This window comes from Streptomyces sp. NPDC040610, assembly GCF_055594065.1.
Window position 1 is genome coordinate 54,175 of the sequence record NZ_JBVIXA010000021.1, and the last position, 22,046, is coordinate 76,220.

The window sequence follows — 22,046 nt, forward strand, 5'->3', positions numbered from 1 at the left end:
GTGCGTCGGTGTGCGGTCAGCCCTTGGAGCCGGAGAAGGCGACGCTCTGTACGAAGTGCCGCTGGAGGAGGACGTAGACGAGCAGCATGGGCAGGCTCGCGATGAGCGAACCGGCCATCATCACCGGGTAGTTGGTCTCGTACTGGCCTTTCAGGGACGTCAGGCCCGCGCTGATCGGCATGGTCTCGGGGTCGGTGTTGACGATGAGGGGCCACAGCAGGTCGTTCCAGGCGGTCATGGCCGTGATGACGGCGAGCGCGGCGAGCGCGGGCCGGATCAGCGGCAGCATGATCGACCAGAAGATGCGGAAGGAGCCCGCGCCGTCGATGCGCGCGGCCTCCTCCAGTTCCTTGGGCAGCGCGAGGAACGCCTGCCGCAGCAGGAAGGTGCCGAAGGCGCTGAACATGCCGGGCAGGAACAGCGCGGGCGTGGAGTTGAGCAGCCCGAACTGCTGGATGATGTCGTACTGGGGCAGCACGAGCAGCGAGCTCGGCACCATCAGGACGGACAGGAAGAGCCCGAACAGCAGGTCGCGGCCGCGGAATCGCATGCGTGCGAAGGCGTAGGCGGCCAGCGAGCAGAACACGAGCTGGCCCGCCGTGCGTCCGGCGGTGGCGAGGGCGCTGTTGGTGAGCATCTCGCGGAACGGCAGCGCGGTGAAGACCTCGTCGAAGCTCGACCAGTTCCACTCGTCGGGCAGGAACGTGGGCGGGACGCGGGAGACCTCGGCGAGCGACTTGAGCGCGGTGAGGGCCTGCCAGAGGAACGGGAAGACCATCACGACGGCACCGAGCGACAGGACCAGGTGGGTCGCCACGGAGCCCATGTCGAGGCGTCGGCGGTCAGCCATAGTGCACCCACTTCCGCTGGAGCCGGAACTGCAGATAGGTGAGGCCCGCGATGAGCAGCATCAGCAGGAAGGCGAGGGCGGCCGCGGCGCCCTGGGCGTTCTCGATGAACGCCCATTTGTAGAAGAGGCCGACGACCGACTGGGTGTCGCCGACCGCGGGGTTCTTCTCGCCCATCATGATGTAGATCAGGTCGAAGGTCTGCAGGGACTGGATCATGCAGATGACGGAGGCGAAGAACAGCGTGGGGCTGAGCAGCGGCAGCGTGATGGTGAAGAAGCGGCGCAGCGGCCCGGCCCCGTCCAGCTCCGCGGCCTCGTAGTAGTCCCGCGGGATCGCCTTGATGCCCGCCATGAAGATGATCAAGTAGTAGCCGGTGGTCGACCAGACCATGACGGCGCCGATGGCGAGCACGGCCGTCGAGGGGTCGGAGACCCAGTAGTGCCGGTCGACGCCGAACCACCCGAGGATCTCGTTCAGGAGCCCGAAGTCGCCGTTGTAGAGCCAGTTCCAGACCAGGCCGACGGCGACGGGCAGGGTCACGAACGGCACGAAGTACAGGGCGCGGTAGACGGCGACGCCGCGCAGCCCGCGCCGGTTGAGGAGCGCGGCCACGACGATGGCGAGGGGCAGCGCGATCAGCCCGATGCCGCAGTAGATGAGGGTGTTGCCGAGTGCCTGCCAGACGGTGACGTCCCGCAGCACGCGCGCGTAGTTGTCGGTGCCGGTCCAGGTGTGGCCGCCGAAGGGGCCGAACTCGGTGAAGCTGAAGTAGAAGGTCTGGATCATCGGCCAGAAGTAGAAGACGGCGAAGCCGATGCCGAGCGGCGCGATGAAGCCGTACGCGGCCCGCTGCCCGCGCGAGGCGGGCCGCGCCTCGGACTTCGGGGCCCGGCGTCCGGCCGACTTCGCGGCCGCCGTGGCGGGAAAGAGACTCATCAGCTCCGCTCCTCCTTCAGGGCCCGGTCCATCTGCTTCCCGAGCGTGCGGGCGGCGTCCTCGATCCCTCCCTTGCCGCTGAACGCGGCGCCGAGGAGGGGGTATTGGAGGTTCTCCCAGACGGCCGTGTTCTTCGAGCTCGGGTACGGGGTGGCGTACTTCTCCATGTCGAGGAAGTGCTGCAGGTCGAACTCCGGCATGGACTTCAGCCAGGCGTCCTGCGTGCCCGCGTAACTGGAGATCGTGACGCCGGACTCCGCCTGGATCCCGGCAGCCCGGCGGCCCGCCATGAAGTGCACGAACTTCCAGGCGGCGGCCTTCTTGTCGCTCTTCGCGGAGATCACGTTGGCGAGGCCGTGGATGACGGTGGCCCGCTCGCGGCCCTTGGGCAGCGCGGTGACCCCGCCGTGGTCCTTCAGGGCGGGCACCGCGTACATCTGCCCGGCCATCGCGGACAGGTCGTACACCATGGCCGCCTTCTCCGACCAGTAGCGCACCCGGGCGGTGCTCTCCACCATGGCGCTCTGCGGCGGCGACCAGCCGCGGTCGATCATGTCGGTCAAGAAGCGCAGCCCCTCGATGGAGCGCTCGTCACCGAAACCGGAGTGGCCGTCGCGCAGCACATGGCCGCCCGCGCCGAAGATGGCGGGATAGAGCACGAACTGACGGTGCATCTCGGAGCAGAAGCCGTGCACCCGCTCATGCGGATCGGTGAGTTCGGCGGCGGCATCCCGCAGGTCGTCCCAGGTCCAGTTGGCGTCGGGGTACTTGATGCCCGCCTTGTCGAAGAGGGCCTTGTTGTACCAGAGGCCGACGGTGTCGAAGTCCTTCGGCAGGCCGTACTGGACGCCGTCGTACGCGTAGAGCCGCACGAGCTGCTCGGGGTGGCGCCCGACCGGGGTGCGGTCCTTGTCGATGTGCTCGGACAGCGGCTCCAGGACGTCGTGGGCCGCGTACAGCTGGAAGTTGACGGCGTTCATCCAGAACACGTCGGGGGCGGTGCCGCCGCGCATCGAGGTCTTGAGGGTGGTCCAGTAGCTCGCCCACGGGGTCAGCTCGATGCGCACCGAGATGTCCGGGTGCTCCTTTTCGAACGCCGCGATGATCTTCTTCATGCCCGGGACCTGGGCGGGGTCCCACATGCCGTACGAGACGGTGGTGCGGCCGCCGCCGTCGGCGCCGCCGCCCTCGTCCGAGCAGGCGGCGAGCACCGGTGCCGACGCCGCGGCCAGGCCTGAGCAGAGGAGGGTCCTCCTGCGCATCACGCGCCTCCGCTTGTGTTGGGGGTGGGTGGGGGTCGCCGGTGCCGGGCCCGGGCGGGGCACGGCGGGGCGGTCAGCCGACCGGGTCGGCGAGCAGCTCCTCCTCGACGCGGTCGAGGGCCTTGCGCACCGCGCCGAGGGCGACGCCGCGCTCGCCCAGAGAGCTGAGCGCGATCCGGGGCACGTGCAGCGTCAGGGGCCGCAGCCGTTCCTCCAGGAGCGGCACGAGGTGGGCGCCGAGGGGGGTGGCGCCGCCGGTGAGGACGACGAGTTCGGGGTCGAGGGCGAGGGCGAGGGCGGCGATGCCGGGGGTGATGCGGTCGGCGAAGTCCGCTATGGCGTCGAGGGCGCGCGGGTCCGCGGCGTCGGCCGCGCGGGCGAGCGCGGCCACCTCGGACTCGCCGTCGCGCTGCCCGTCCTTCCAGGCCAGGGCCTCCTGCGCGCTGTCCATGCCGAGCAGCGGCAGCAGGCCGAGTTCGCCCGCGCCGCCCCGGCCGCCGCGGTGCAGCCGCCCGCCGATGGTGAGGCTGCAGGCGACGCGGTGGCCGGTCAGGACGCAGACCACGTCCCCGGCGAGGGTCGCGGCGCCCTGCCAGCGCTCGGCGAGCACGGCGAGGTTCACGTCGTTCTCGACGAGCGTGTGACCCGTCTCGCCGTCGGCGAGGAGGCGGCCGAGGTCGACCCCGGACCACTCGGGCACCACGACGGAAGTGATGTGGCCGCTCGCGTCCACCACGCCGGGCACGCCGACGCAGCGGGCGAGGACGAGGTCGCGGCGTACGGTGTGGGCGTCGAGGAAGGCGTCGAGGCCGTCCTGGAGGAGGGCGAGGCGGGGGCCGCCGCCCAGTTCCGGGTCGATGTCGGCGCGTTCGGCGGCTAGGACGTTGCCGCCGAGGTCGGCGAGGAGCAGCACCATCTTGTGCAGCCCGATGTCGGCCCCGAGCACGTACCCGGACTCGCCCCGGAACCGGAACCGCCGCGCCGGGCGCCCCCGCACCCGCTCCCCCGCGTCGGCCTCGGTGACCCACCCCTGCGCGGTGAGCTCCTCCAGGGCCGCGTCCACGGTGGGCCGGGACAGGCCGGTGCCCGCGGCGAGTTCGGCGAGGGTCTGGGGGCTGCGGCGGTGCAGGGCACGCAGGACGACGGTGGTGTTGAGTCGGCGCAGGGCGGCCAGGTCGTGGCCGCGCGTCCGTTTTCGCATCAGTTCTGCACCCCGGAAGATGTGGTGAGCCAGCCCAAGTACAGCCCCATTGAGGGGTCGTGGCGAAGCTCCCGTCAAGATTTGGTAGGAGAGTTTCATAAAGATCGGCCGCCGGGAAGGCCTCGCGCGCAGCCGATTCCCGTACGGTCACGGACGCTTGCCCGCTACCGTCTCCTGGCCGGGCCCGCGCGGCCCGAACCACCGTCCCCGACCGAGGAGTTGCCCCATGACCGCAGTCCCGCCCGCCGCCGAAGGACTCGACACGGGCACCCCGCACCCTGCCCGCGTCTACGACTGGTTCCTCGGCGGGACGGACCACTACGCGGCGGACGCGGAGCTGGGGCGGCAACTGGTCGCGCTGGACGCGAGCACCAAGTACTGCGCACAACACAACCGTTGGTTCATGCAGCGCGCCACCCGACACCTCGCGGGCACGGCCGGAATACGCCAGTTCCTCGACCTCGGCAGTGGCATACCGACCGAGCCGAACCTGCACCGCGTCGCGCAGTCCGCCGCGCCCGACGCGCGCGTCGTGTACGTGGACAACGACCCGATCGTCCTCGCGCACGCCGAGCCGCTGATGGCCGGGACCGCGACGGGCGTGAGCACCTTCCTCCAGGCGGACGTCCGCGAGCCCGACCGGATCCTGGAACTCGCCACGTCCGTCCTGGACTTCGACGAGCCGATCGCCCTCTCCCTGATCGCCCTCCTGCACTTCGTCAGCGACGACGACGGGGCATCGGAGATCGTCGCCCGACTCGTCGAGGCCCTCGCGCCGGGCAGCCACCTGGTGCTCTCGCAGATGGCGGGCGACTGGATCCCCGAGCGCACCGACCGCGCCGTGCGGATGTACAAGGCGGGCGGCGTCACGCTGGTCCCGCGCTCCCGGGCCGAGGTCCTGCGCCTCTTCGACGGCTTCGACCTCCTGGAGCCCGGCCTGGTGTGGCCGCCGGACTGGCGCCCGGAGCTGGGCGTTGCGGAGGTGCGGGACGGGACGGAGGTGCCGTTGTACGCGGGGGTGGCGCGGAAGCGGTGAGGCCGAGCGGAACCCCACCCTTTTAGTCGCCTTGACGATAAGCGCGCCGACCCAATATCGTCCAGGTGACGAAAAACGGGAGGGGTTCCACCATGGCCGACATCACCCGGCGCCTGGGCCTGCGCCATCTGCGGTCCGCGCCGACCGCCCACATCCGCCACCACAGGAACGGCAAGCTCGCCCACGACGGGACCGGGCTGAGCTTCTGGTTCCGGCCGCTGAGCGCCGCGCTGTCCGAAGTACCCGTCGACGACCGGGAGTTGGCGGTCGCCTTCCACGCGCGCACCGCCGACTTCCAGGACGTCACGGTCCAGGCCGCGGTGACCTACCGGATCAGCGACCCGGCGGCGGCCGCCGCCCGCCTCGACTTCTCCGTCGACCCCGACACCGGGGTCTGGCGGTCGGCGCCCCTGGAGCAACTGTCCACGCTGCTCACCGAGTCGGCCCAGCAGCACGCCCTGGACGTCCTCGCCCGGATGCCGCTCTCGGCCGCGCTCGCGGAGGGCGTCGCGGCGGTACGGGACCGGGTCCGCTCGGGGCTCGGCTCCGAGCCGCGACTGCCCGCCACCGGCATCGAGGTCGTCGCCGTACGCGTGGTGGCGATCCGGCCCGAGCCGGAGGTGGAACGCGCGCTGCGCACCCCGGCCCGCGAGCGCATCCAGCAGGACGCGGACAGCGCCACGTTCGAGCGCCGGGCCGTGGCGGTGGAGCGTGAGCGCGCCATCGCCGAGAACGAGCTGGCAAGCCGCATCGAACTCGCCCGCCAGGAGGAGGAGTTGGTGGCCCGGCGCGGTACCAACGCGCGGCGCGAGGCCGAGGAGAAGGCCGCCGCGGACGCCGTCCGCACCGAGGCCGAGGCCGCCCGCACGGTGGCGCTCGCCCAGGCCGAGGCCGAGGCGGCCCGGACCGTCGGCGAGGCGCGCGCCGCCGCACAGCGGTCCTGGCTGACGGCCCACGCGAGCGCCGCCCCGGCGACGCTGCACGCCCTGGCGGCGACGCGGCTCGCCGAGAACGTGCCGCGCATCGAGAGCCTGACGCTCACGCCGGACGTGGTGACGGGGCTGCTGGGGAGGCTGGGGCGCGGTGGGGGTGCCGGGGTGGCCGAGGGGGGTGCGGGCGCGTCGGCGGGCACGGGCGCGGGTGCCGAGGCGGGCACGGGTGCGGGTGCCTCGGCCGGGGCCGACGCCGGTACAGGCACCGGTGCGGACGCCGGTAGAGGCACCGGTGCCGGGGGCGATCCGGGCGCGCGGGGCGCGCACGGCGGCGGTGGCCCGGGCGGAGGGCGGCGGTCATGACCCTCGCCCCACGCGCCGTCCTCGTCCACCGCACCACCGAGTACGAGGAGTTGCTCGCCCGGCACGGCACGCACGGGCAGGCCGCGTTCTTCCTGTCCTCGCGCGGCCGGACCATCGACGAGGTGGCCGGGCGGCACCGGCGGGCGCAGCGTGCGCTCGCCGACGTGGCGGCCGCGGTGCCGCTCAGGTGGCGGACCGCGCGGGTGGAGCGGGGCGATCTGGACCGGTTCCTGTTCGGGCCGGAGGACGTGGTGGTCGTGGTGGGGCAGGACGGGCTCGTGGCCAACGCCGCCAAGTATCTGTCGGGCCAGCCCGTCGTGGGCGTCGACACCGAGCCGGGGCGCAACCCCGGGGTGCTGGTGCGGCACCGGGCGGCCGACGCGGCCAAGCTCCTTCCGCACGCGGCGGCGGGGGCGGCCGGGGCCGACGAGCTCACCATGGTCGAGGCGGTGACCGACGACGGCCAGCGGCTGTGCGCGCTGAACGAGATCTACGTCGGCGCCGCCGGGCACCAGACGGCCCGCTACCGCCTCAGCTGCGGCACGGCCCCCGAGGGCGCGGAGGCCCAGGCGTCCTCCGGGGTGGTGGTCGGCACCGGCACGGGCGCCACCGGCTGGCTGGGCTCGCTGCGGCGGCAGGCCGGGGGCGGCCCGCGCCCGCCGGAGCCGCACGAGGCGCGCCTGCTCTGGTTCGTACGGGAGGCCTGGCCGTCCCCCACGACCGGCACCTCCCTCGTCCACGGCGAACTGACCACCGGCCAACGCCTGTGGCTCACCGCCGAGTCGGACCATCTGGTGGCCTTCGGCGACGGCATGGAGTCCGACGCCCTCGGCCTCGGCTGGGGGCAGAGCGTGCGGGTGGGGGTGGCGGAGGGGGCGCTGCGGTTGGTGGGGTGAGGGGGCGGTCACCTCTTCCCGGGCGACAGGCTCGCGGCGCCCCAGCGACAGCGACAGCGACAGCGACAGCGACAGCGACAGCGACAGCGACAGCGACAGCGACAGCGACAGCGACAGCCCCGAACGACCGTCGCACGACCGCCGCGCGTGCCCCTCCCAGGCCGCCTGGCCAGGAAATTGCAGGTTTACCCAAGACGCGCACAGTTCCCTGGCCGCATCGTGGCGCTTCGGGGCATCGCGCGCGGCCCGGCGCCCCGCCTCCTGATCCACCGCGGCGGAAGGCAGGGACAAGTGATCGAGACATTCTTCACGACCGAGGGCCTGCCCCCGGAAGACCGGTTCGCGGGCTGGCACGAAATGGCCAGCCGGGTCGTCGTTCCCGCACACGTGCGCTGTGACGACGAGGCCGGATTCCAGGCGTCGTCCCTGACCCGAGGCTCGCACACCCTCCAGGGGACCACGTCGACGGTGCGGTCGTTCCGCGCGGAGCGCACCCAGAAGCTCGTCCACAGGTCCGATCCGGAGCAGTACGTGCTCGACATCACGCGCACCGGTGTCGCCCGAGTCGACCAAGGGGGCCAGGAAACCCTCCTCAGGGCCGGTGACATGGTCCTCATCGACTCCTCACAACCGTTCCGGGCACGGCACACCACCGGCACGCACGAGGGCCTCGTCCTGCCCAAGGCCCTCCTGCCGTTCCCGGCGGCGGACGTGGCCCCGCTGCTGGCTCAGCGCCTTCCCGGGAACACGGGCATCGGCGCGGTGCTCATTCACTGTGTGCACGAGGCCCTCAGCGCGGGCTCCCGCTACCGGGACATCGACCTCCTGCGTCTCCTCGACACCGCCCTGGAACTCCTGACCACCCTGCTGGCCCATGAGCTCCACACCCTGCACACACTCCCGCCCGAGAGCCATCAACAGGCCCTGCTCGCCCGCGTCCAGTCCTACGTCCACCAGCACCTCGGCGACCCCGACCTCTCCCCACAGGCCGTCGCCGACGCCCATCACATCTCCCTGCGCCGCCTCCAACAGGTCCTGGCCGCAGCGGGCCTGGCCCCCGCGGCCCTGATCCGACGCACACGGCTGGAGCGCTGCCGACGCACCCTCACGGACCCCGCGCAGAGCGCCCGCACCATCCAGACCATCGCCGCCCGCTGGGGCTTCACCAACCACGCCCACTTCTGCCGCCTCTTCCGCACCGCGTACGGGATGTCGCCGAGCGAGTACCGGGCCGCCCACGACGGGGGCGAAGGCCCGATCCGGGTACGAAGATCGCAGGTGGGGCCCGGTGCGAAGGCCTCCGGCGAGTAGGGCAGGATGGGCGGCCGTGTCACCGGGTGCGGCAGTGTGTACGCCCGCTGGACACGAGCCAACCGGCCGACCACGGGAGCCCATTGATGGACCGAGCCCTCACCTTGCACGACTGGACGATCGCCGGGACAGCGGTGCTCTGCGGGCTCGCCGCGGCCCTGCTGTCGCGGACGACGCTGCGCTGGCTCGGGGAGCGGGCCAGCCGCACGCGGTGGGGCGGGGACGACGTCATCGTCGATGCCGCCCGTGCGCTCGTGCCGTGCGCGGCGATCGCGGGCGGGCTCGCCGCGGCGGCGGCCGCGCTGCCGCTGACGCCGCGTACCGGACGGACCGTCACCCTCGTCCTGTCGGCGCTGCTCATTCTCGCGGCCACGGTCACCGCGGCCCGGATCGTCGCGGGGCTCGTCAAGTCGCTCGCCCAGTCGCGCTCCGGCGTGGCCGGCTCGGCGACCATATTCGTCAACATCAGCCGGGTCGTGGTGCTCGCCATCGGCTGCCTGGTGGTGCTGCAGACGCTCGGCGTCTCCATCGCGCCGCTGCTCACCGCCCTCGGCGTGGGCGGTCTCGCGGTCGCGCTCGCCCTCCAGGACACCCTCGCGAACCTGTTCGCGGGCGTGCACATCCTCGCCGCGAAGACCGTGCAGCCGGGCGACTACATCGAGCTGACCAGCGGCGAGGAGGGCTATGTCGTCGACATCAACTGGCGCAACACCTCGGTGCGCAACCTCTCCAACAACCTCGTCATCATCCCGAACGCCAAGCTCGCGGGCACCAACATGACCAACTACAGCCGTCCCGAGCAGGAGCTGTCGATCATGGTGCAGGCGGGCGTCGGCTACGACGCCGACCTCGACCGGGTCGAGCAGGTCACCGTCGAGGTCGTCGACGAGGTGATGAAGGACATCACCGGCGCCGTGCCGGATCACGAGGCGGCCATCCGCTTCCACACGTTCGGGGACTCCCGCATCGGCTTCACGGTGATCCTCGGCGTCGGCGAGTTCAGCGATCAGTACCGGATCAAGCACGAGTTCATCAAGCGGCTCCACCGGCGCTACCGCGCCGAGGGCATCCCCGTCCCCGCCCCGACGCGCACGGTGACCGTGCGCCAGGGCGAGCTTCCCGCGCTCATCCCCCACCAGAGGGAATCGGCACAGCGTGACGCGGCGGCTGTTCCGTCGAAGGCCCGGGACGACGGTCGGATCTGATCTCGGATACGACCTCTCGTACGGGCGCGAAAGCCCTTGCATAAGGGGGCGTTGGGGGGTCACGAACTGCCCGTAGGGGAGCAAAACCAGTCGCATATGACGGGCGGGCAGTCACCTCGATCCGGGGCCGCGGGCCACACCCCCGCCGTACGGCGCCGGAATCCTCGCCCCCGGATCCCTGATCGGTCATTTCCGGCCGATTGCGAAAAGTAGTTGAAAAGATACGCCTTGTGGTCACGGAACCGCACGAAGACGATCGGCCCCTGCCCGTCTTCGAGGAGGCTCCCATGACCGTGAACGATCGCCTTTCGCTCTCTCCGGATTCAGCACGGCAACTCGCGACCGCCACCAAGACCGCGCCGCAGATGCGCGGCACCACACCGCGCTATCTGCTGCGCGCCCTGCCCTGGGTCGACCTCAAGTCCGGTGTGTACCGCGTGAACCGGCGCCGCACCTTCGTGCTCGGCGACGACCGGATCAGCACCCACAACGACGGCGGCTCCGCCCGCGTCATACCCGGCGACCTGCGCGAACTGCCGTATCTGCGGGACGCCGAGGAGTCCTGCCTCAGCGAGCTCGCGGGCGCCTTCAGCGAGGTCAGCTTCGAGGCCGGGCAGGTCCTCGCCCAGGAGGGCGACCCCGCCGAGCGGCTGTGGATCATCGTGCAGGGCCGCGCCGAGAAGCGGGTGACCGGGCGCTACGGCGAGGAACAGCTGATCGAGGTCATCGGTGACGGCCAGTTCTTCGACCTCGGCGCCTGGACCCGCGAGGAGCAGACGCCGTACCGCGTCAAGGCCCTCACCCCCGGCACCGCCCTGTGCGCCGAGCGCAGCGCCCTCGCCGCGCTCGCCGACCGCGACGAGCGGGTCCGCACGTCGATGACCGCGTACGTCTCCGGCAACGGCGTCCGGCCCGGCGCCGAGGTCCCGGTCGAGCTCACCTCCGGCCACGTCGGCGAGCCCGACCTGCCGGCCACCTACGTCGACTACGAGGACGCGCCCCGCGAGTACCACATGACGCTCGCGCAGACGATCCTGCGCGTCCACACCCGCGTCCACGACGTCTACAGCGGCGACGTCGACCAGACCCGCCAGCAGGCGCTGCTCACCATCGAGGCGCTGCGCGAGCGGCAGGAGGCGGCGCTGCTCAACCACCCGGAGTTCGGCCTCTTCCACAGCGTGGCGCCGGGCCAGCGGGTCCAGACGCGCACCGGTTCGCCGACCCCCGACGACCTCGACGAGCTGCTCTCGAAGGTGTGGAAGCAGCCCAGCTTCTTCCTCGCGCACCCCAAGGCCATCGCCGCGTTCGGGCGTGAATGTACGCGGCGGGGTGTGCCCCCGGTGACGGACAGCCGCTTCGGCAGCCCGCTGCTGACCTGGCGCGGGGTGCCGCTGCTTCCGTCGGACAAGGTGCCGTTCAGCAACGGCGTGAGCGGCAACGGTTCGGGCGCGGCCCTCGGCACCACGGAGATCCTGCTCATGCGGATGGGCGAGGCCGACCGGGGCGTGGTCGGGCTGCGGCCCTCCGAGGTCGCCGACGAGGTCGAACCCGGTCTGTCCATGCGGAACATGGGCACCGACCAGAAGGGCATCAGCTCGTACCTGATGACGGCGTACTTCAATACGGCGGTGCTCGTCGAGGACGCCATCGCGGTGCTCCAGAACGTCGAGGTGAACAACTACCATGACTACTCCTGATCTCAGGGCGCTGCTGCGTTCCCCTGAGCAGGTGCCGTCGCCGACGGCCACCTCGGCAGCCGGGATCCCGGCGACTCCGACGGTGCCCGCGATGCCGGGGGTGCCCGCCACGCCCGCGCCCGGGGCGGTGCCCACGACGACGACCCCGGCGGTGCCCACGACCGGCGTGCCCGCGGCGACGGCCCCCGCCCCCGCGGAAGTACCCACGGCGGCCCCAGCGCTCGCGGCCCCCGCCGAGACGCCCACGGGAACCGCGAGTGCGCCCGCCGCACCCCCGGCCGACCTCTCCGGCCTCGCCGCGACACCCCCCGGCACCTTCTCCCCCGAGGCCGCCCGCAAGGACGTGCCGATTCTGCACCGCACCGTCAACGGGCATCCGCTCGTCTGGCTCGACAACGGGGCGACCACGCAGAAGCCCCGGCAGGTGATCGAGGCCGTCAGCGCGTACTACAGCGCGGCCAACTCCAACATCCACCGCGGCGCGCACACCATGGCGCGCGAGGCCACGGAGCTGTACGAGGCGGGGCGCAACGCGGTCGCCCAGTTCCTGGGGGCGCCCTCGCCCGACACGATCATGTTCGTGCGGGGCACCACCGAGGCGATCAACCTGGTGGCGCAGAGCTGGGGCCGGGACCGTCTCGGCCCGGGGGACGACATCCTCGTGCCCGTCCTGGAGCACCACTCGGACATCGTCCCCTGGCAGTTGATCGCCGAGGAGACGCGGGCGCGGGTCGTCCCCGTGCCGCTGACGCCGGACGGGGAGATCGACCAGGCCGCGTACGCCGACCTGCTGTCCGCGCGCACCCAGATGGTCGTGGTCAGCCAGGCCTCGAACGTGCTCGGTACGGTGCCGCCGGTGGCCGAGATGACGGCGCTGGCGCACCGCTACGGCGCGAAGGTCCTGGTGGACGGCGCGCAGGCGGTGGCCCACATGCCGGTGGACGTCACGGAGTTGGGCGCGGACTTCTACGCCTTCTCCGGGCACAAGCTGTTCGCGCCCACGGGCATCGGAGCGCTGTACGCGACGCCGGAGGCCATGGCGGAGATGAAGCCGTGGCAGGGCGGCGGCAACATGATCGAGTCGGTGAGCTTCGAGCGGACGACGTTCGCGGCGATGCCGCACATGATGGAGGCCGGGACCGGTCATATCTCGGGTGTGGTCGGCCTGTTGGCGGCGATCGACTGGCTGCGGGGCTTCGACCAGAGCGCCGTGGCGGCGTACGAGCAGGAACTCATGGCGTACGCGATGCAGGCGATGGCGACCGTGCCGGGCCTGGAGGTGATCGGGTCGGCGGCCGAGCGGATCGCGGTGATGACCTTCACGATGGCGGGCCACGATCCGGGGTCGATCGCGGACTGGCTCGACCGGGACGGGATCGCGGTCCGCGCGGGCCACCACTGCGCGCAGCCCGCGCTCGCGCACTACGGCCTGGAGTCCGCGGCCCGCGCCTCGTTCGCGCTGTACAACACCTCGGACGAAGTGGACCAGTTGGTGGCGTCGCTGCGGCGGCTCGGCCAGTCCGGCCAGGGCGCCCCGGCGCAGTAGCCGCCGTGTCCCGTCCGGGATCCGGGGCCGTCAGCCCGTGGGGCGGCGGCTCCGGGTCCTGAAGTGGAACACGATCAGGCCGATGACGGCGAAGGACGCGGCCCAGATCAGGCCGAGGCCGAGATAGCGCCACAGGACGGTGTCGCCGAGCGAGCCGCCCACGGAGAACTGCATCGGCCCGAAGGAGGGGAAGTACTGCAGGACCGGCTTGTTGGCGGCCGGGTTGCCGAGCGGGTTCTGCAGGAACGTGTCGGTGAGGCCGCCCATGATGATGAGGAAGAAGCCCTCCAGGTCGTTCTTGACCAGGACGCCGAGCAGCAGGCCGAGCGAGCCGTAGGTGAGGGTCATGGTGGCGAACCCGGCGAGGATCGTCGCCCAGCCGGTGAACCCGGGGCGCCAGTAGAGCAGCAGGGCCAGGGCGGTGTAGAGCGCGATGGTGCCCGCGACGATGCCGATGGCGAGCATCTTGGCGCCGATGAGGGTGGACTGGCCGAACCCGGCGAAGGCGAGGCGCTTGTCGAAGGCCAGGGCCTTGCGGACGGCGTCGAAGACGACGAATCCTGAGATCATCGTGAGGGAGTTCATCCCGGCGGTGATCAGCGTGATGTGCTTGCCGCTGACGCCGAGCATCTCGCCCGTCGCGTACAGCTTGAAGTCCAGGCCCTTGTCGCCCGCGATGGACGTCATCAGCAGATACCAGAGCGGCACGAACAGGAGCAGGAGCAGCGCGGCGAGGCGGTTGCGGCTCTGTTCGCGTACGGAGAATCGCAGCGCGGTCGGGAACTGGGCGTGCAGCGGGGTGCCCGTGAGGGTGTCAGGCGCCGGCATGGCTGGGCTCCTTCACGGTCGCGTCGCGCGGCGTGAGGCGGCCGTCGACGAGGTCGGCGAGGACGTCGAAGCGCTCCTGCTCGAAGACGAGGTGGGTGATGACGACGACGGCCTTGTCCCGCTCGTGCAGTTGGTCGACGAGGTCCCAGAAGCGCAGGTACGTCTCCCAGTCGAAGCCCTGGTACGGCTCGTCGAGGAGCAGGACGTCCGGGTCGTGCAGGAGCGCGAGCGTCAGGTTGAGCTTCTGGCGGGTGCCGCCGGACAGGTCGCCCGCCGCGGTGTCGCGGTACTTCTCGTAGCCGAGCAGGCGCACCAGTTCGTCCGCGCGGTCCAGGCTGGTCAGGCGGTGGGCGGCGGCGAAGTAGCGCAGGTGCTGGTCGACGGTGAGGTTGGCGTTGAGGACGGGGTCCTGCGGGCAGTAGCCGAGGGCGCCGCTGAGGGTGACCTCGCCCTTGTCGACGTGCAGCGTGCCCGCGATCGACTTCAGGAGCGTCGACTTGCCGGAGCCGTTCTCGCCGACCACGGCGACCAGTTGCCCGGGCTCGACCGTGAGGTCCACGCCGCGCAGCACCTGATGTCGGCCGTAGGCCTTGTGGATGTCCCGGGCGGTGAGTGCGGGCTCGGGGCGTGCGGTCATGCCTGGCCTCCTTCTGCTTCCGGTGCCTGGGGAGTCGCGTTCAGCCCGCCCGCGTAGATGCTCAGGAGCTCCGGGCCCCAGCGGGCGAGGCCCGCCGCCGACAGCGGGTCGACGCCGAGTACCCCGGTGAGCTGGTCGCGCAGCAGGAACACCGAGAGGTCGTTGACCAGCAGCAGCGCCGCGCGGACCTGCGGGTCGTCGCCCCTGGCGGCGGCGCCCGACTCGGCGAGGTCGTCCAGCGTCTCCCTGCTCATCGCGTACAGCCGCCGGAACAGGCCGCGGCCCGCCTCCGTGTCGGACAACAGGAGCCTGCGCAGATAGCCGGGCAGCGGTGAGCCGACCGGCAGGTGGCGCAGGAAGACCTCGCCGAGGGAACGGGCCGCGGTCGTCGACTCCTCGAGCAGCTCCGTGCCGTTCTCGCCGGTCAGCTCGCTGAGCATGCCCTCGAAGACGGTGATGACGTACTGGTCGACCTCTTGGCGCAGGCCGTCCTTGGAGCGGAAGTGGTGCACCACGAGGCCTGGCGAGACCCCGGCCGCGGTGGCGATCTGGCGGACGGTCACCACGTCGGGGCCGTGCACGGCGAAGAGGCGCAGGGCCTCGTCTCTGATGACCGCCCGTGTGGTGCGATCCTCGGGCATTGAACGCATGTACAGCAGACTAAACGCTCGTTCAGTCGCCTGTCCAGTGCCGCCGTCGGCGGGCGGCCGTCAGTCATCCGTGGAGGGCCGTCGCCATCCGTGGAGGGCCGTGGCACCCGTCTCCACGGATGGTGGAGGCGGATATCCGGAAATTGATCGGGACCCGCGCGACCGAAACCCGTCAGGTGATCGATGACATCCGGACATCACCCCTGCAAAACTCGTTCCGAGTCGAAAGAACAGGGCCAAGAGGGGGCCAAAGGGGGACTTGCACTCTGTTCTCTCCGAGCGGCCAGCGCTGCCCTTTGTCGTCCAGTGATGCCGTTTGCCGCCACCGGGGGGAACATCATGCACATCAATATCCTGGGGCCCCTATCCGTCGTCTCGGACGGGAAACTCCACGGAATCCAGGCCAACAAGGTACGGGCCATGCTGGCCACGCTCGCCCTCGACGCAGGCCGCGCGGTCGCGCACGGGGACCTCGCCGACGAGCTGTGGGCGGGCCAGCCGCTCGGCAACACCCGCAACGCCCTCCAGGCGCACGCCACCCGGCTGCGCAAGGTGCTCGACGGCCGCCATCCGTGCCGCCGCGGCGCGACCGTCCTGCGCGCCGTGCGCGGCGGCTATCTGCTCGACGTGCCGCCCGGCTGCGTCGACGGCGACCGCTTCCTCGACCTGGCCACGCGCGGCGCGGCGGCGCTGCCCCTGGCCCCCGAGCGCGCGATCGAGCTGCTCCAGGCAGCCCTTGAGCTGTGGCGGGGGCCCGCGCTGCTCGACGCGGGCGACGGGCTGCGCTGCCGGGGCGCGGCCGCGCTCTTCGACGAGCGGCGCCTGACGGTCCGGGAGGACCTGATCAGGGCCCGGCTCGCGGTCGGCGACGCCGCCCGCGCGGTGGCCGAGCTGCGCCGCCTGGTCGCCCAGCACCCGTTGCGCGAGCGCTTCTGCGAGCTCCTGATGCTCGGCCTGTACCGCACCGGGCGGCAGGCCGAGGCCCTGGAGCTGTTCCATGTGACGCGGCGGCGCCTCGACGAGGAGCTCGGGGTGCAACCGGGAATCGTGCTCCAGCGGCGCCACACGGAAATCCTGTCGCAGGATCCGGCGCTTTCCCTTTCAACCGCCACAGCGGCCACGTGAATCGCGGCGACTTCCTCGAAGCCGGTTACGCACCAGCCGCCCCACTTATTCGAATGCGGCCTCGAAACGCATTTCCTCGCACGCTCACCAAGAACTCATCGCCGGGTAAGACATCTGGTTCGCCGACCGCAGGAGCAGCCGCGTGACGACCTCCGATCCGCAACCTCCCCGCGCCGCCCCCGCCCGGCCCGCGGAGCCCGTCGCCATCGTGGGCGTCGCGACGCTCGACCCGGGCACCCTCGACGACGTCGTGGTGGACGTCGCCCGGTTCGGCATCCCGCCCCTTCAGGCCAGGTCCATGAACCGGATGCAGTTGCTGATGCTGGAGGCGGCCCGCCGGTGCCTGGCCGACGCGGGCCACCCGGCGCGGCCGCTGCCCGCCGAGCGCACCGACGTCGTCGCCGGCCTGTGCTTCGCCCTCGACCGGCAGCACGCGAACGCCCTGCGGGTCGAACTGCCCCGGTACGCCCGCGAGGTGGAGCGCGCGGCCGTCGCCGCGGGCGCCGACCCGGACAGCGCCGCACGCGCCGGGGACGAGCTGCGCGGGCTGCTCACCCGGCGGCTCGGCGGGTCGCCGCACGACCGGGTCGGCGAGATGGCGAGCACGATCCCGGCGCGGATCGCGGCGGCCTTCAAGCTCCGCGGCCGCACCCTCGCCGTGGAGTCCGCGGAGGCCACGTCGTTCGTGGCCCTCGCCCACGCGCTGGAGCAGTTGCGGGCGGAGGGGTCGGACGCGGTGCTCGTGCTGACGGGGCAGCGGGAGGAGAGTCCGTATGTGGGGTGGGCGTTGGGGGCCAAGGGGCGGGTCGGTGGGGGGCCGGTATTCGGTGGGAGGCAGGGATCCGGTGCGGGGTCGTCTGCCGGTGCGGGAGTGCCGTCTGGGGCGGAGTGGTCGGCCGGGGACGGGGTGCCGTCCGGCGAGGGACTTTCGCCAGGCACCGGAGTTCCGCCCGGCGTAGGACAGCCCTACGGCACCGAAGCCCCACCCCCCGCCGACGCCCCCCACGACGCCGAAGCTCCCCCACCCACCGGCGCCGAACCGCAGAGCGCCTCGCCTCCCCCACTCACCGAAGGCGTCGGCGCCGTCCTCCTCAAGCGGCTCTCGGACGCCGTCCGGGACCAGGACCGCGTCTACGCCACGATCCTCGACTGCACCCTGCACCACGACCCGCGGCCCGGCTGCTTCCGCCCTTCCCGCTCCGCCGAGCTGCGGCAGCGCGCGACCGCCGCGTCGCTGCGGGCGGCCGGGGTCGACCCGGACACGGTGCAGTACGTCGAGTACGTGGACTCCGCTGTCGCCATGGGGCCCGGACCTGAACCCGCAGCCGCCTCCCCCCACCCCACCCCACCCCCCATCACCCTCGGCACCGGCGACGGCCGCGCCTTCGCGCACGCGGGGCTTGCCTCCCTCGTGAAGGTCGCCCTGGCCCTGCATCGGGGGCACTGTCCAGAGCAACCGGCCGCCATGGGAACGGAGTTGGGCGGAGCGGCAACTCACGCGCCGGAGCCGGGCGCGCCCTGGTCCACGGGTGTGCGGGCCGACGTGCCGCGCCGCGCCGTGGTCCAGGGAGCGTCCCTCACCGGCACGTTCAGCCATCTCGTACTGGAGGAGCACCCCGGCCCGGGGGCGGGCGGGCGGCGGGACGGGGACCGCGCGGGCCCCCGGGGGCGTACGCGCCGGGCCTGGGCCGCCGCCACGCGGGCCGTGCCGGTCGCGGTGGTCGGGCTCGGTGGGCGGTTCGCCGGGGCCTCGGACGCGGCCGGGTTCTGGCGTGTCGTGTCCTCGGGGCGGACCCGGATCGGGCCCGTGCCTGAGGCGGTGCTCGACCGGGAGCTGTACCACTCCCCCGGCGCGCTCAGCCTCACCCACTCGTACACCGACCAGGGCGGTCATGTCCCGGTGCCCGACGAGCCACCGGAGGACCTGGCGGTGCTCCCGCCCCGGTACGCGGCGCTCGACGGCGCGCAGCGGCTCGCGCTCGCCGTCGCGGCGGAGCTGTTCGCGCCGCGCCGCGTGCTCGACGGGCGCGGCGTGGTCGCGGTCGGCGGCACGCTGGGGCTCACGCGGGAGCGGCGCGCCCACGCGGGTCTCGTCCTGGACGGCCTCGACGACACGATCGTGGGGCTCCCGGCACTCGCCGGGCTCTCCGCGCTGGGGCGCAAGCGGCTCCTGGAACGGCTGCGGGAGCGCACCGGCAGGGTCGCCGACGGCCTGCCGCCCGCGCTCCTCGACGGCTGCCTGGCCAGCGGGGTCGCCGCGCTGCTCGCGAACGAGTACGGGCTCGACGCGGTGCCGCTCGCGGTGGAGGCGGCCTGCGCGTCGTCGCTCGCCGCACTCGACATCGCCGTCGGCGCGCTGCGCGCGGGCACGGCGGACTACGCGGTCGCGGGCGGCGTCGAACTCGCCTGCAACATACGGGACATGGTGCTGTGCTCGGCGCTCGGCCTGCTGTCGCACAGCAGGAACGCGCCGTTCGACGCGGGCGCCGACGGGTTCACACCGGGCGACGGCTGCGGGCTCTTCCTGCTGAAGCGGTACGACGACGCGCGGCGCGACGGCGACACCGTGCACGGAGTGATCCGTGCCGTCGGCGCGTCCAACGACGCCAAGTCGCTCATCGCGCCGGACGTCGCGGGCCAGGTGCGCGCCATGCAACGGGCCTTCGCCCAGGTCGACTTCGAGCCCTGCACGGTCGACTACCTGGAGGCGCACGGCACCGGCACCAAGGTCGGCGACCGCGTCGAGATCGCCGCGGCGGCGCGCCTGTACGCGGGCGGGCCGCGGGCCGAACCGCTGCGCATCGGCTCGGCGAAGTCGTTCTTCGGGCACACCTTCGCGGCGGCGGGCAGCGCCGGTCTGCTGCGCACGCTACTGGCCCTGCGTGCCGGGACGCTGCCGCCCAACACGCTGCTGCGCACGCTCAATCCGGCCCTCGGGCTCACCGCCATCCCCGCGGAGATCCTGACCGAGGCCCAGCCGTGGACCCGACCGCCGGGCAGGCCGCGGCGTGCGGCCGTCAGCTCCTTCGGCACCGGCGGCATCAACTACCACGTGCTCGTAGAGGAGCACCGCGAGGAAGGGTCCGGACCGCGATGACCTTCGTCTTCGGCGCCGACGCCGACACATCCGCCGCCACCGGCGCCGACATCGACACCTACGCCGAGGCCGACGCCGTGGAGATGTGCCGCATGGTCGAGGCCTTCGCGCGGCGCGAACTCCGCGACGTACCGGACCCGTTCGACCCCGCCGAGTTCCGGCGCCGCTGGCTGCTCGCGGGCGGGCAGGGCCTCGTCGGCAGCGTGGTGCCCGCGGCGTACGGCGGCAGCGGCCTCGACCCGGTGACGGCGGCGGCCGTCCTGGAGGCGCTCGGCTACGGCTCGCCGGACACCGGGTTCGCGTTCTCCGTCGCGGCGCATCTGTTCGCCGCGGTGATGCCGGTCGTGGAGTTCGGCACGGAGCGGCAGAAGCAGCGGTGGCTGCCCGCGCTGTGCTCGGGCGAGCGGATCGCGGCGCACGCCATCACGGAGCCGGAGGCCGGTTCGGACACGCTCGCGCTGCGGACGCGGGCGGTGCGCGAGGGCGACCACTACGTCCTCGACGGCGCCAAGGCGTTCACGACGAACGCGCCCGTCGCGGACGTGTTCGTGGTGCAGGCGGCGACCGCGCCCGGCGGCGGCTTCTTCGGCCTGACGGCGTTCGTCGTCGAGGCGGACACGCCGGGGCTCACGGTCGGGCCCGCGTACGACAAGGTGGGGCTGCGCGGCTCGCCGACGGCCGATGTGCGCCTGGACGGGTGCGTGGTGCCCGCGAGCCATGTCCTCGGCGCCGAGGGGGCGGGGGCCAGCGTGTTCGCGGGCTCCATGAAGTGGGAGCGCACCTGTCTGTTCGCGGCGTATCTCGGCGCGATGCGGCGCGTGCTGGAGTCCACGGTCGCGTACGTCAAGGAGCGCGAGCAGTTCGGTGTGCCCATCGGCGGCTTCCAGGCGGTGAGCCATCGCGTCGTCGACATGACGCTGGCCCTGGAGTCGGCGCGGCTGCTGCTCCACAAGGCGGCCCGGGGCCTCGCGCGGGGCAGCGAGGACGAGGTCGCGCCCGCGCTCGCGAAGCTCGCCGTCAGCGAGGCGGCCGTACGGATCGGCCTCGACGCGGTCCAACTGCGGGGCGCGCTCGGTGTCCTCGCGGGCGGCGACGCCGAGACGCTGCTGCGGGACGCGCTGCCCGCGCGCATCTTCTCCGGGACCAACGAGATCCAGAAGAACAACATCGCCCGCGCCCTGGGCCTCGGCGGCAACCGCCGCGCGGGCGGCAGGCACTGACGTACGAGCACCACCTGAGGCAAGCACTGACCGTGCGGGCACCGCCCTCCGGCCGACCGCACGGGCCACACCCCTCCGACCGACGGGACGTCCTTCACCATGTCGCTCACCACATCCGGCACCGCGCGGGACGGCGGCGCCGACGCGCCCGCCGCCACCACCGTCATCGTGCATCACATCCGGCTGCTCGATGGCGTGGACCCGGAGCGGTTCGAGTCCTGGGTCCGGGACGTCGACTACGCGGCCTGTCCGCGGCTGCCGGGGGTGGTGGCGTTCGCCGTGCAGCGCGTCACGGACGCCGGGGCCGCGGCGCCCGGAGAGTACTTCGAGATCATCGAAGTGACCGACCGAACGGACTTCGAACGCGATATGCGGTCCGACACATTCCGCGAACTGGTCGCCGAATTCGAGAAGATGGCCACGGTGGTGGCCGAGTTGAGCGGCGATCGAGTGGGGTCCGGATACCGGCCCCGATAATTTTGCGATACGGAATCAGGGAGCGTCGGCATTCCCGGTCGGGGCCCGCTCATCCCTCTTGGTCATCCCTCTTGGCCACGGAATTCAGCGGTCCGCCCAATTGCCGCCATCAAACCGGTTTCATAGGCGATGGCGACTGCCTGGGCGCGTGTGCTCACGCCCATCTTCCGGAGCACATGGTGAACATGGGACCGGACGGTCGCGAGGGACACCGAGAGTTTCTCGGCGACTTCCGCGTTGGACTTCCCCTGGGCGAGCAGCACGATCACCTCGGACTCGCGCGGCGTGAGGTCGGCGGCCCTGCGCCCGGTCCCGTGCGCACGCCCCTGCCGGGGCAACCCCTGGAGGCTGCGCCGGGCGGCGGCCGGCATCACCATGGAGGCGCCCGCGCTCACCGTGCGCAGCACATGGATCAGGTCGTCCGCGGAGGAGTCCGGGGCGAGGACCGCTCTGACTCCGACGCACAGGGCCTCGACGGAACGGTGCGCGGACTCGGCCTTGGCGATCAGGACTATCTTCGTCAGGGCGGCGAGCTCCGCCAGCTCACGGCTGTCGTCGAGGCCGAGCGCCGGCGCCACCACGATCATGACGTGGGGCGTCAACTCGGCCACGGCCAGGGCGGATTCACGTCCGGTGGTGAATCCGAGCACCTCGAAGTCGGGCTGCTGATCGAGCAGCGCGCGCATCGCCGCGGACATGATCGACTCGTCGCAGCACACCAGGACGCGGATCTTCATGGATCGCCGCCTCACCGCGTCTCGCCCGGCCGCGGGCCG

The 22,046-nt window shown here is 72.3% G+C and carries 18 protein-coding genes and 1 pseudogene; 11 read left to right on the forward strand and 8 right to left on the reverse strand.

Annotation, left to right across the window (positions count from 1 at the left end):
* Nucleotides 1-16 precede the first annotated feature (16 nt).
* From ACZ6AA_RS39080 to ACZ6AA_RS39095, 4 genes are all read right to left on the reverse strand, one after another.
* Nucleotides 17-850 (reverse strand): carbohydrate ABC transporter permease, encoded by an 834-nt coding sequence (locus ACZ6AA_RS39080; protein ID WP_468458623.1) that lies wholly within the window; start codon nt 848-850, stop codon nt 17-19.
* Nucleotides 843-1,787 carry a carbohydrate ABC transporter permease gene (locus ACZ6AA_RS39085; RefSeq protein ID WP_468483738.1) on the reverse strand — a complete coding sequence of 315 codons (945 nt, stop codon included), beginning with the start codon at nt 1,785-1,787 and terminating at the stop codon, nt 843-845. Before ACZ6AA_RS39085 ends, ACZ6AA_RS39080 begins: the two co-directional genes overlap by 8 nt.
* Nucleotides 1,787-3,049, reverse strand: coding sequence for an ABC transporter substrate-binding protein (locus tag ACZ6AA_RS39090; RefSeq protein ID WP_471463235.1), 1,263 nt, complete (start codon nt 3,047-3,049; stop codon nt 1,787-1,789). Before ACZ6AA_RS39090 ends, ACZ6AA_RS39085 begins: the two co-directional genes overlap by 1 nt.
* A 73-nt stretch (nt 3,050-3,122) precedes the next feature.
* Nucleotides 3,123-4,250, reverse strand: a complete 1,128-nt coding sequence (locus ACZ6AA_RS39095; protein WP_468483737.1) for an ROK family protein — start codon at nt 4,248-4,250, stop codon at nt 3,123-3,125.
* A gap of 226 nt (nt 4,251-4,476) precedes the next feature.
* Here ACZ6AA_RS39095 and ACZ6AA_RS39100 point away from each other — a divergent pair, with 226 nt between their 5' ends.
* The 7 genes and pseudogenes from ACZ6AA_RS39100 to ACZ6AA_RS39130 all read left to right on the forward strand — a co-directional run bounded on the left by ACZ6AA_RS39100 (nt 4,477) and on the right by ACZ6AA_RS39130 (nt 13,236).
* Nucleotides 4,477-5,286, forward strand: a complete 810-nt coding sequence (locus ACZ6AA_RS39100) for an SAM-dependent methyltransferase (RefSeq protein WP_471463238.1) — start codon at nt 4,477-4,479, stop codon at nt 5,284-5,286.
* A gap of 92 nt (nt 5,287-5,378) precedes the next feature.
* Nucleotides 5,379-6,407 (forward strand): annotated as a pseudogene (locus tag ACZ6AA_RS39105) (SPFH domain-containing protein); the annotation flags it as partial.
* Nucleotides 6,408-6,577: 170 nt separating this feature from the next.
* Nucleotides 6,578-7,477 (forward strand): hypothetical protein, encoded by a 900-nt coding sequence (locus ACZ6AA_RS39110; protein ID WP_468458614.1) that lies wholly within the window; start codon nt 6,578-6,580, stop codon nt 7,475-7,477.
* Between the two features lie 291 nt (nt 7,478-7,768).
* Nucleotides 7,769-8,788, forward strand: coding sequence for a helix-turn-helix domain-containing protein (locus ACZ6AA_RS39115; RefSeq protein ID WP_468458610.1), 1,020 nt, complete (start codon nt 7,769-7,771; stop codon nt 8,786-8,788).
* Nucleotides 8,789-8,874: 86 nt separating this feature from the next.
* Nucleotides 8,875-9,993, forward strand: coding sequence for a mechanosensitive ion channel family protein (locus ACZ6AA_RS39120; protein ID WP_468458608.1), 1,119 nt, complete (start codon nt 8,875-8,877; stop codon nt 9,991-9,993).
* Between the two features lie 287 nt (nt 9,994-10,280).
* A complete protein-coding gene (locus ACZ6AA_RS39125; protein WP_468458606.1) occupies nt 10,281-11,690 on the forward strand; it encodes a family 2B encapsulin nanocompartment shell protein in 1,410 nt (469 codons plus the stop codon).
* Complete coding sequence (locus ACZ6AA_RS39130) at nt 11,677-13,236, forward strand: SufS family cysteine desulfurase (protein WP_468458604.1); 1,560 nt, start codon at nt 11,677-11,679, stop codon at nt 13,234-13,236. Before ACZ6AA_RS39125 ends, ACZ6AA_RS39130 begins: the two co-directional genes overlap by 14 nt.
* Nucleotides 13,237-13,266: 30 nt before the next feature.
* On the opposite strand, the gene ACZ6AA_RS39135 is transcribed toward ACZ6AA_RS39130, so the two are convergent.
* The 3 genes from ACZ6AA_RS39135 to ACZ6AA_RS39145 are packed head-to-tail and all read right to left on the reverse strand — an operon-like array spanning nt 13,267 to nt 15,351.
* On the reverse strand, nt 13,267-14,064 hold the full coding sequence (locus tag ACZ6AA_RS39135) for a hypothetical protein (RefSeq protein WP_468458602.1): 798 nt from the start codon (nt 14,062-14,064) through the stop codon (nt 13,267-13,269).
* Nucleotides 14,051-14,701, reverse strand: coding sequence for an ABC transporter ATP-binding protein (locus ACZ6AA_RS39140; protein ID WP_468458600.1), 651 nt, complete (start codon nt 14,699-14,701; stop codon nt 14,051-14,053). The genes ACZ6AA_RS39135 and ACZ6AA_RS39140 overlap by 14 nt, the downstream gene beginning before the upstream one ends.
* Nucleotides 14,698-15,351: a TetR/AcrR family transcriptional regulator gene (locus ACZ6AA_RS39145; RefSeq protein ID WP_468458598.1), complete on the reverse strand. Its 654-nt coding sequence runs from the start codon at nt 15,349-15,351 to the stop codon at nt 14,698-14,700. The genes ACZ6AA_RS39140 and ACZ6AA_RS39145 overlap by 4 nt, the downstream gene beginning before the upstream one ends.
* 339 nt (nt 15,352-15,690) lie before the next feature.
* On the opposite strand from ACZ6AA_RS39145, the gene ACZ6AA_RS39150 reads away from it, so the two are divergent.
* From ACZ6AA_RS39150 to ACZ6AA_RS39165, 4 genes are all read left to right on the forward strand, one after another.
* The gene (locus ACZ6AA_RS39150; protein ID WP_468458596.1) at nt 15,691-16,476 is read left to right on the forward strand and encodes an AfsR/SARP family transcriptional regulator; all 786 of its coding nucleotides are present in this window, start codon (nt 15,691-15,693) and stop codon (nt 16,474-16,476) included.
* A 142-nt stretch (nt 16,477-16,618) separates the two neighbouring features.
* A complete protein-coding gene (locus ACZ6AA_RS39155; RefSeq protein ID WP_471463242.1) occupies nt 16,619-19,573 on the forward strand; it encodes a polyketide synthase in 2,955 nt (984 codons plus the stop codon).
* Entirely contained in the window at nt 19,570-20,793 is a 1,224-nt protein-coding gene (redW, locus tag ACZ6AA_RS39160) for an L-prolyl-[peptidyl-carrier protein] dehydrogenase (protein WP_471463243.1), read from the forward strand. Before ACZ6AA_RS39155 ends, redW begins: the two co-directional genes overlap by 4 nt.
* A gap of 99 nt (nt 20,794-20,892) precedes the next feature.
* Complete coding sequence (locus ACZ6AA_RS39165; RefSeq protein ID WP_471463245.1) at nt 20,893-21,270, forward strand: RedY protein; 378 nt, start codon at nt 20,893-20,895, stop codon at nt 21,268-21,270.
* A 62-nt stretch (nt 21,271-21,332) separates the two neighbouring features.
* On the opposite strand, the gene ACZ6AA_RS39170 is transcribed toward ACZ6AA_RS39165, so the two are convergent.
* Nucleotides 21,333-22,007 (reverse strand): response regulator transcription factor, encoded by a 675-nt coding sequence (locus tag ACZ6AA_RS39170; protein ID WP_468458588.1) that lies wholly within the window; start codon nt 22,005-22,007, stop codon nt 21,333-21,335.
* Between the last annotated feature and the right edge of the window lie 39 nt (nt 22,008-22,046).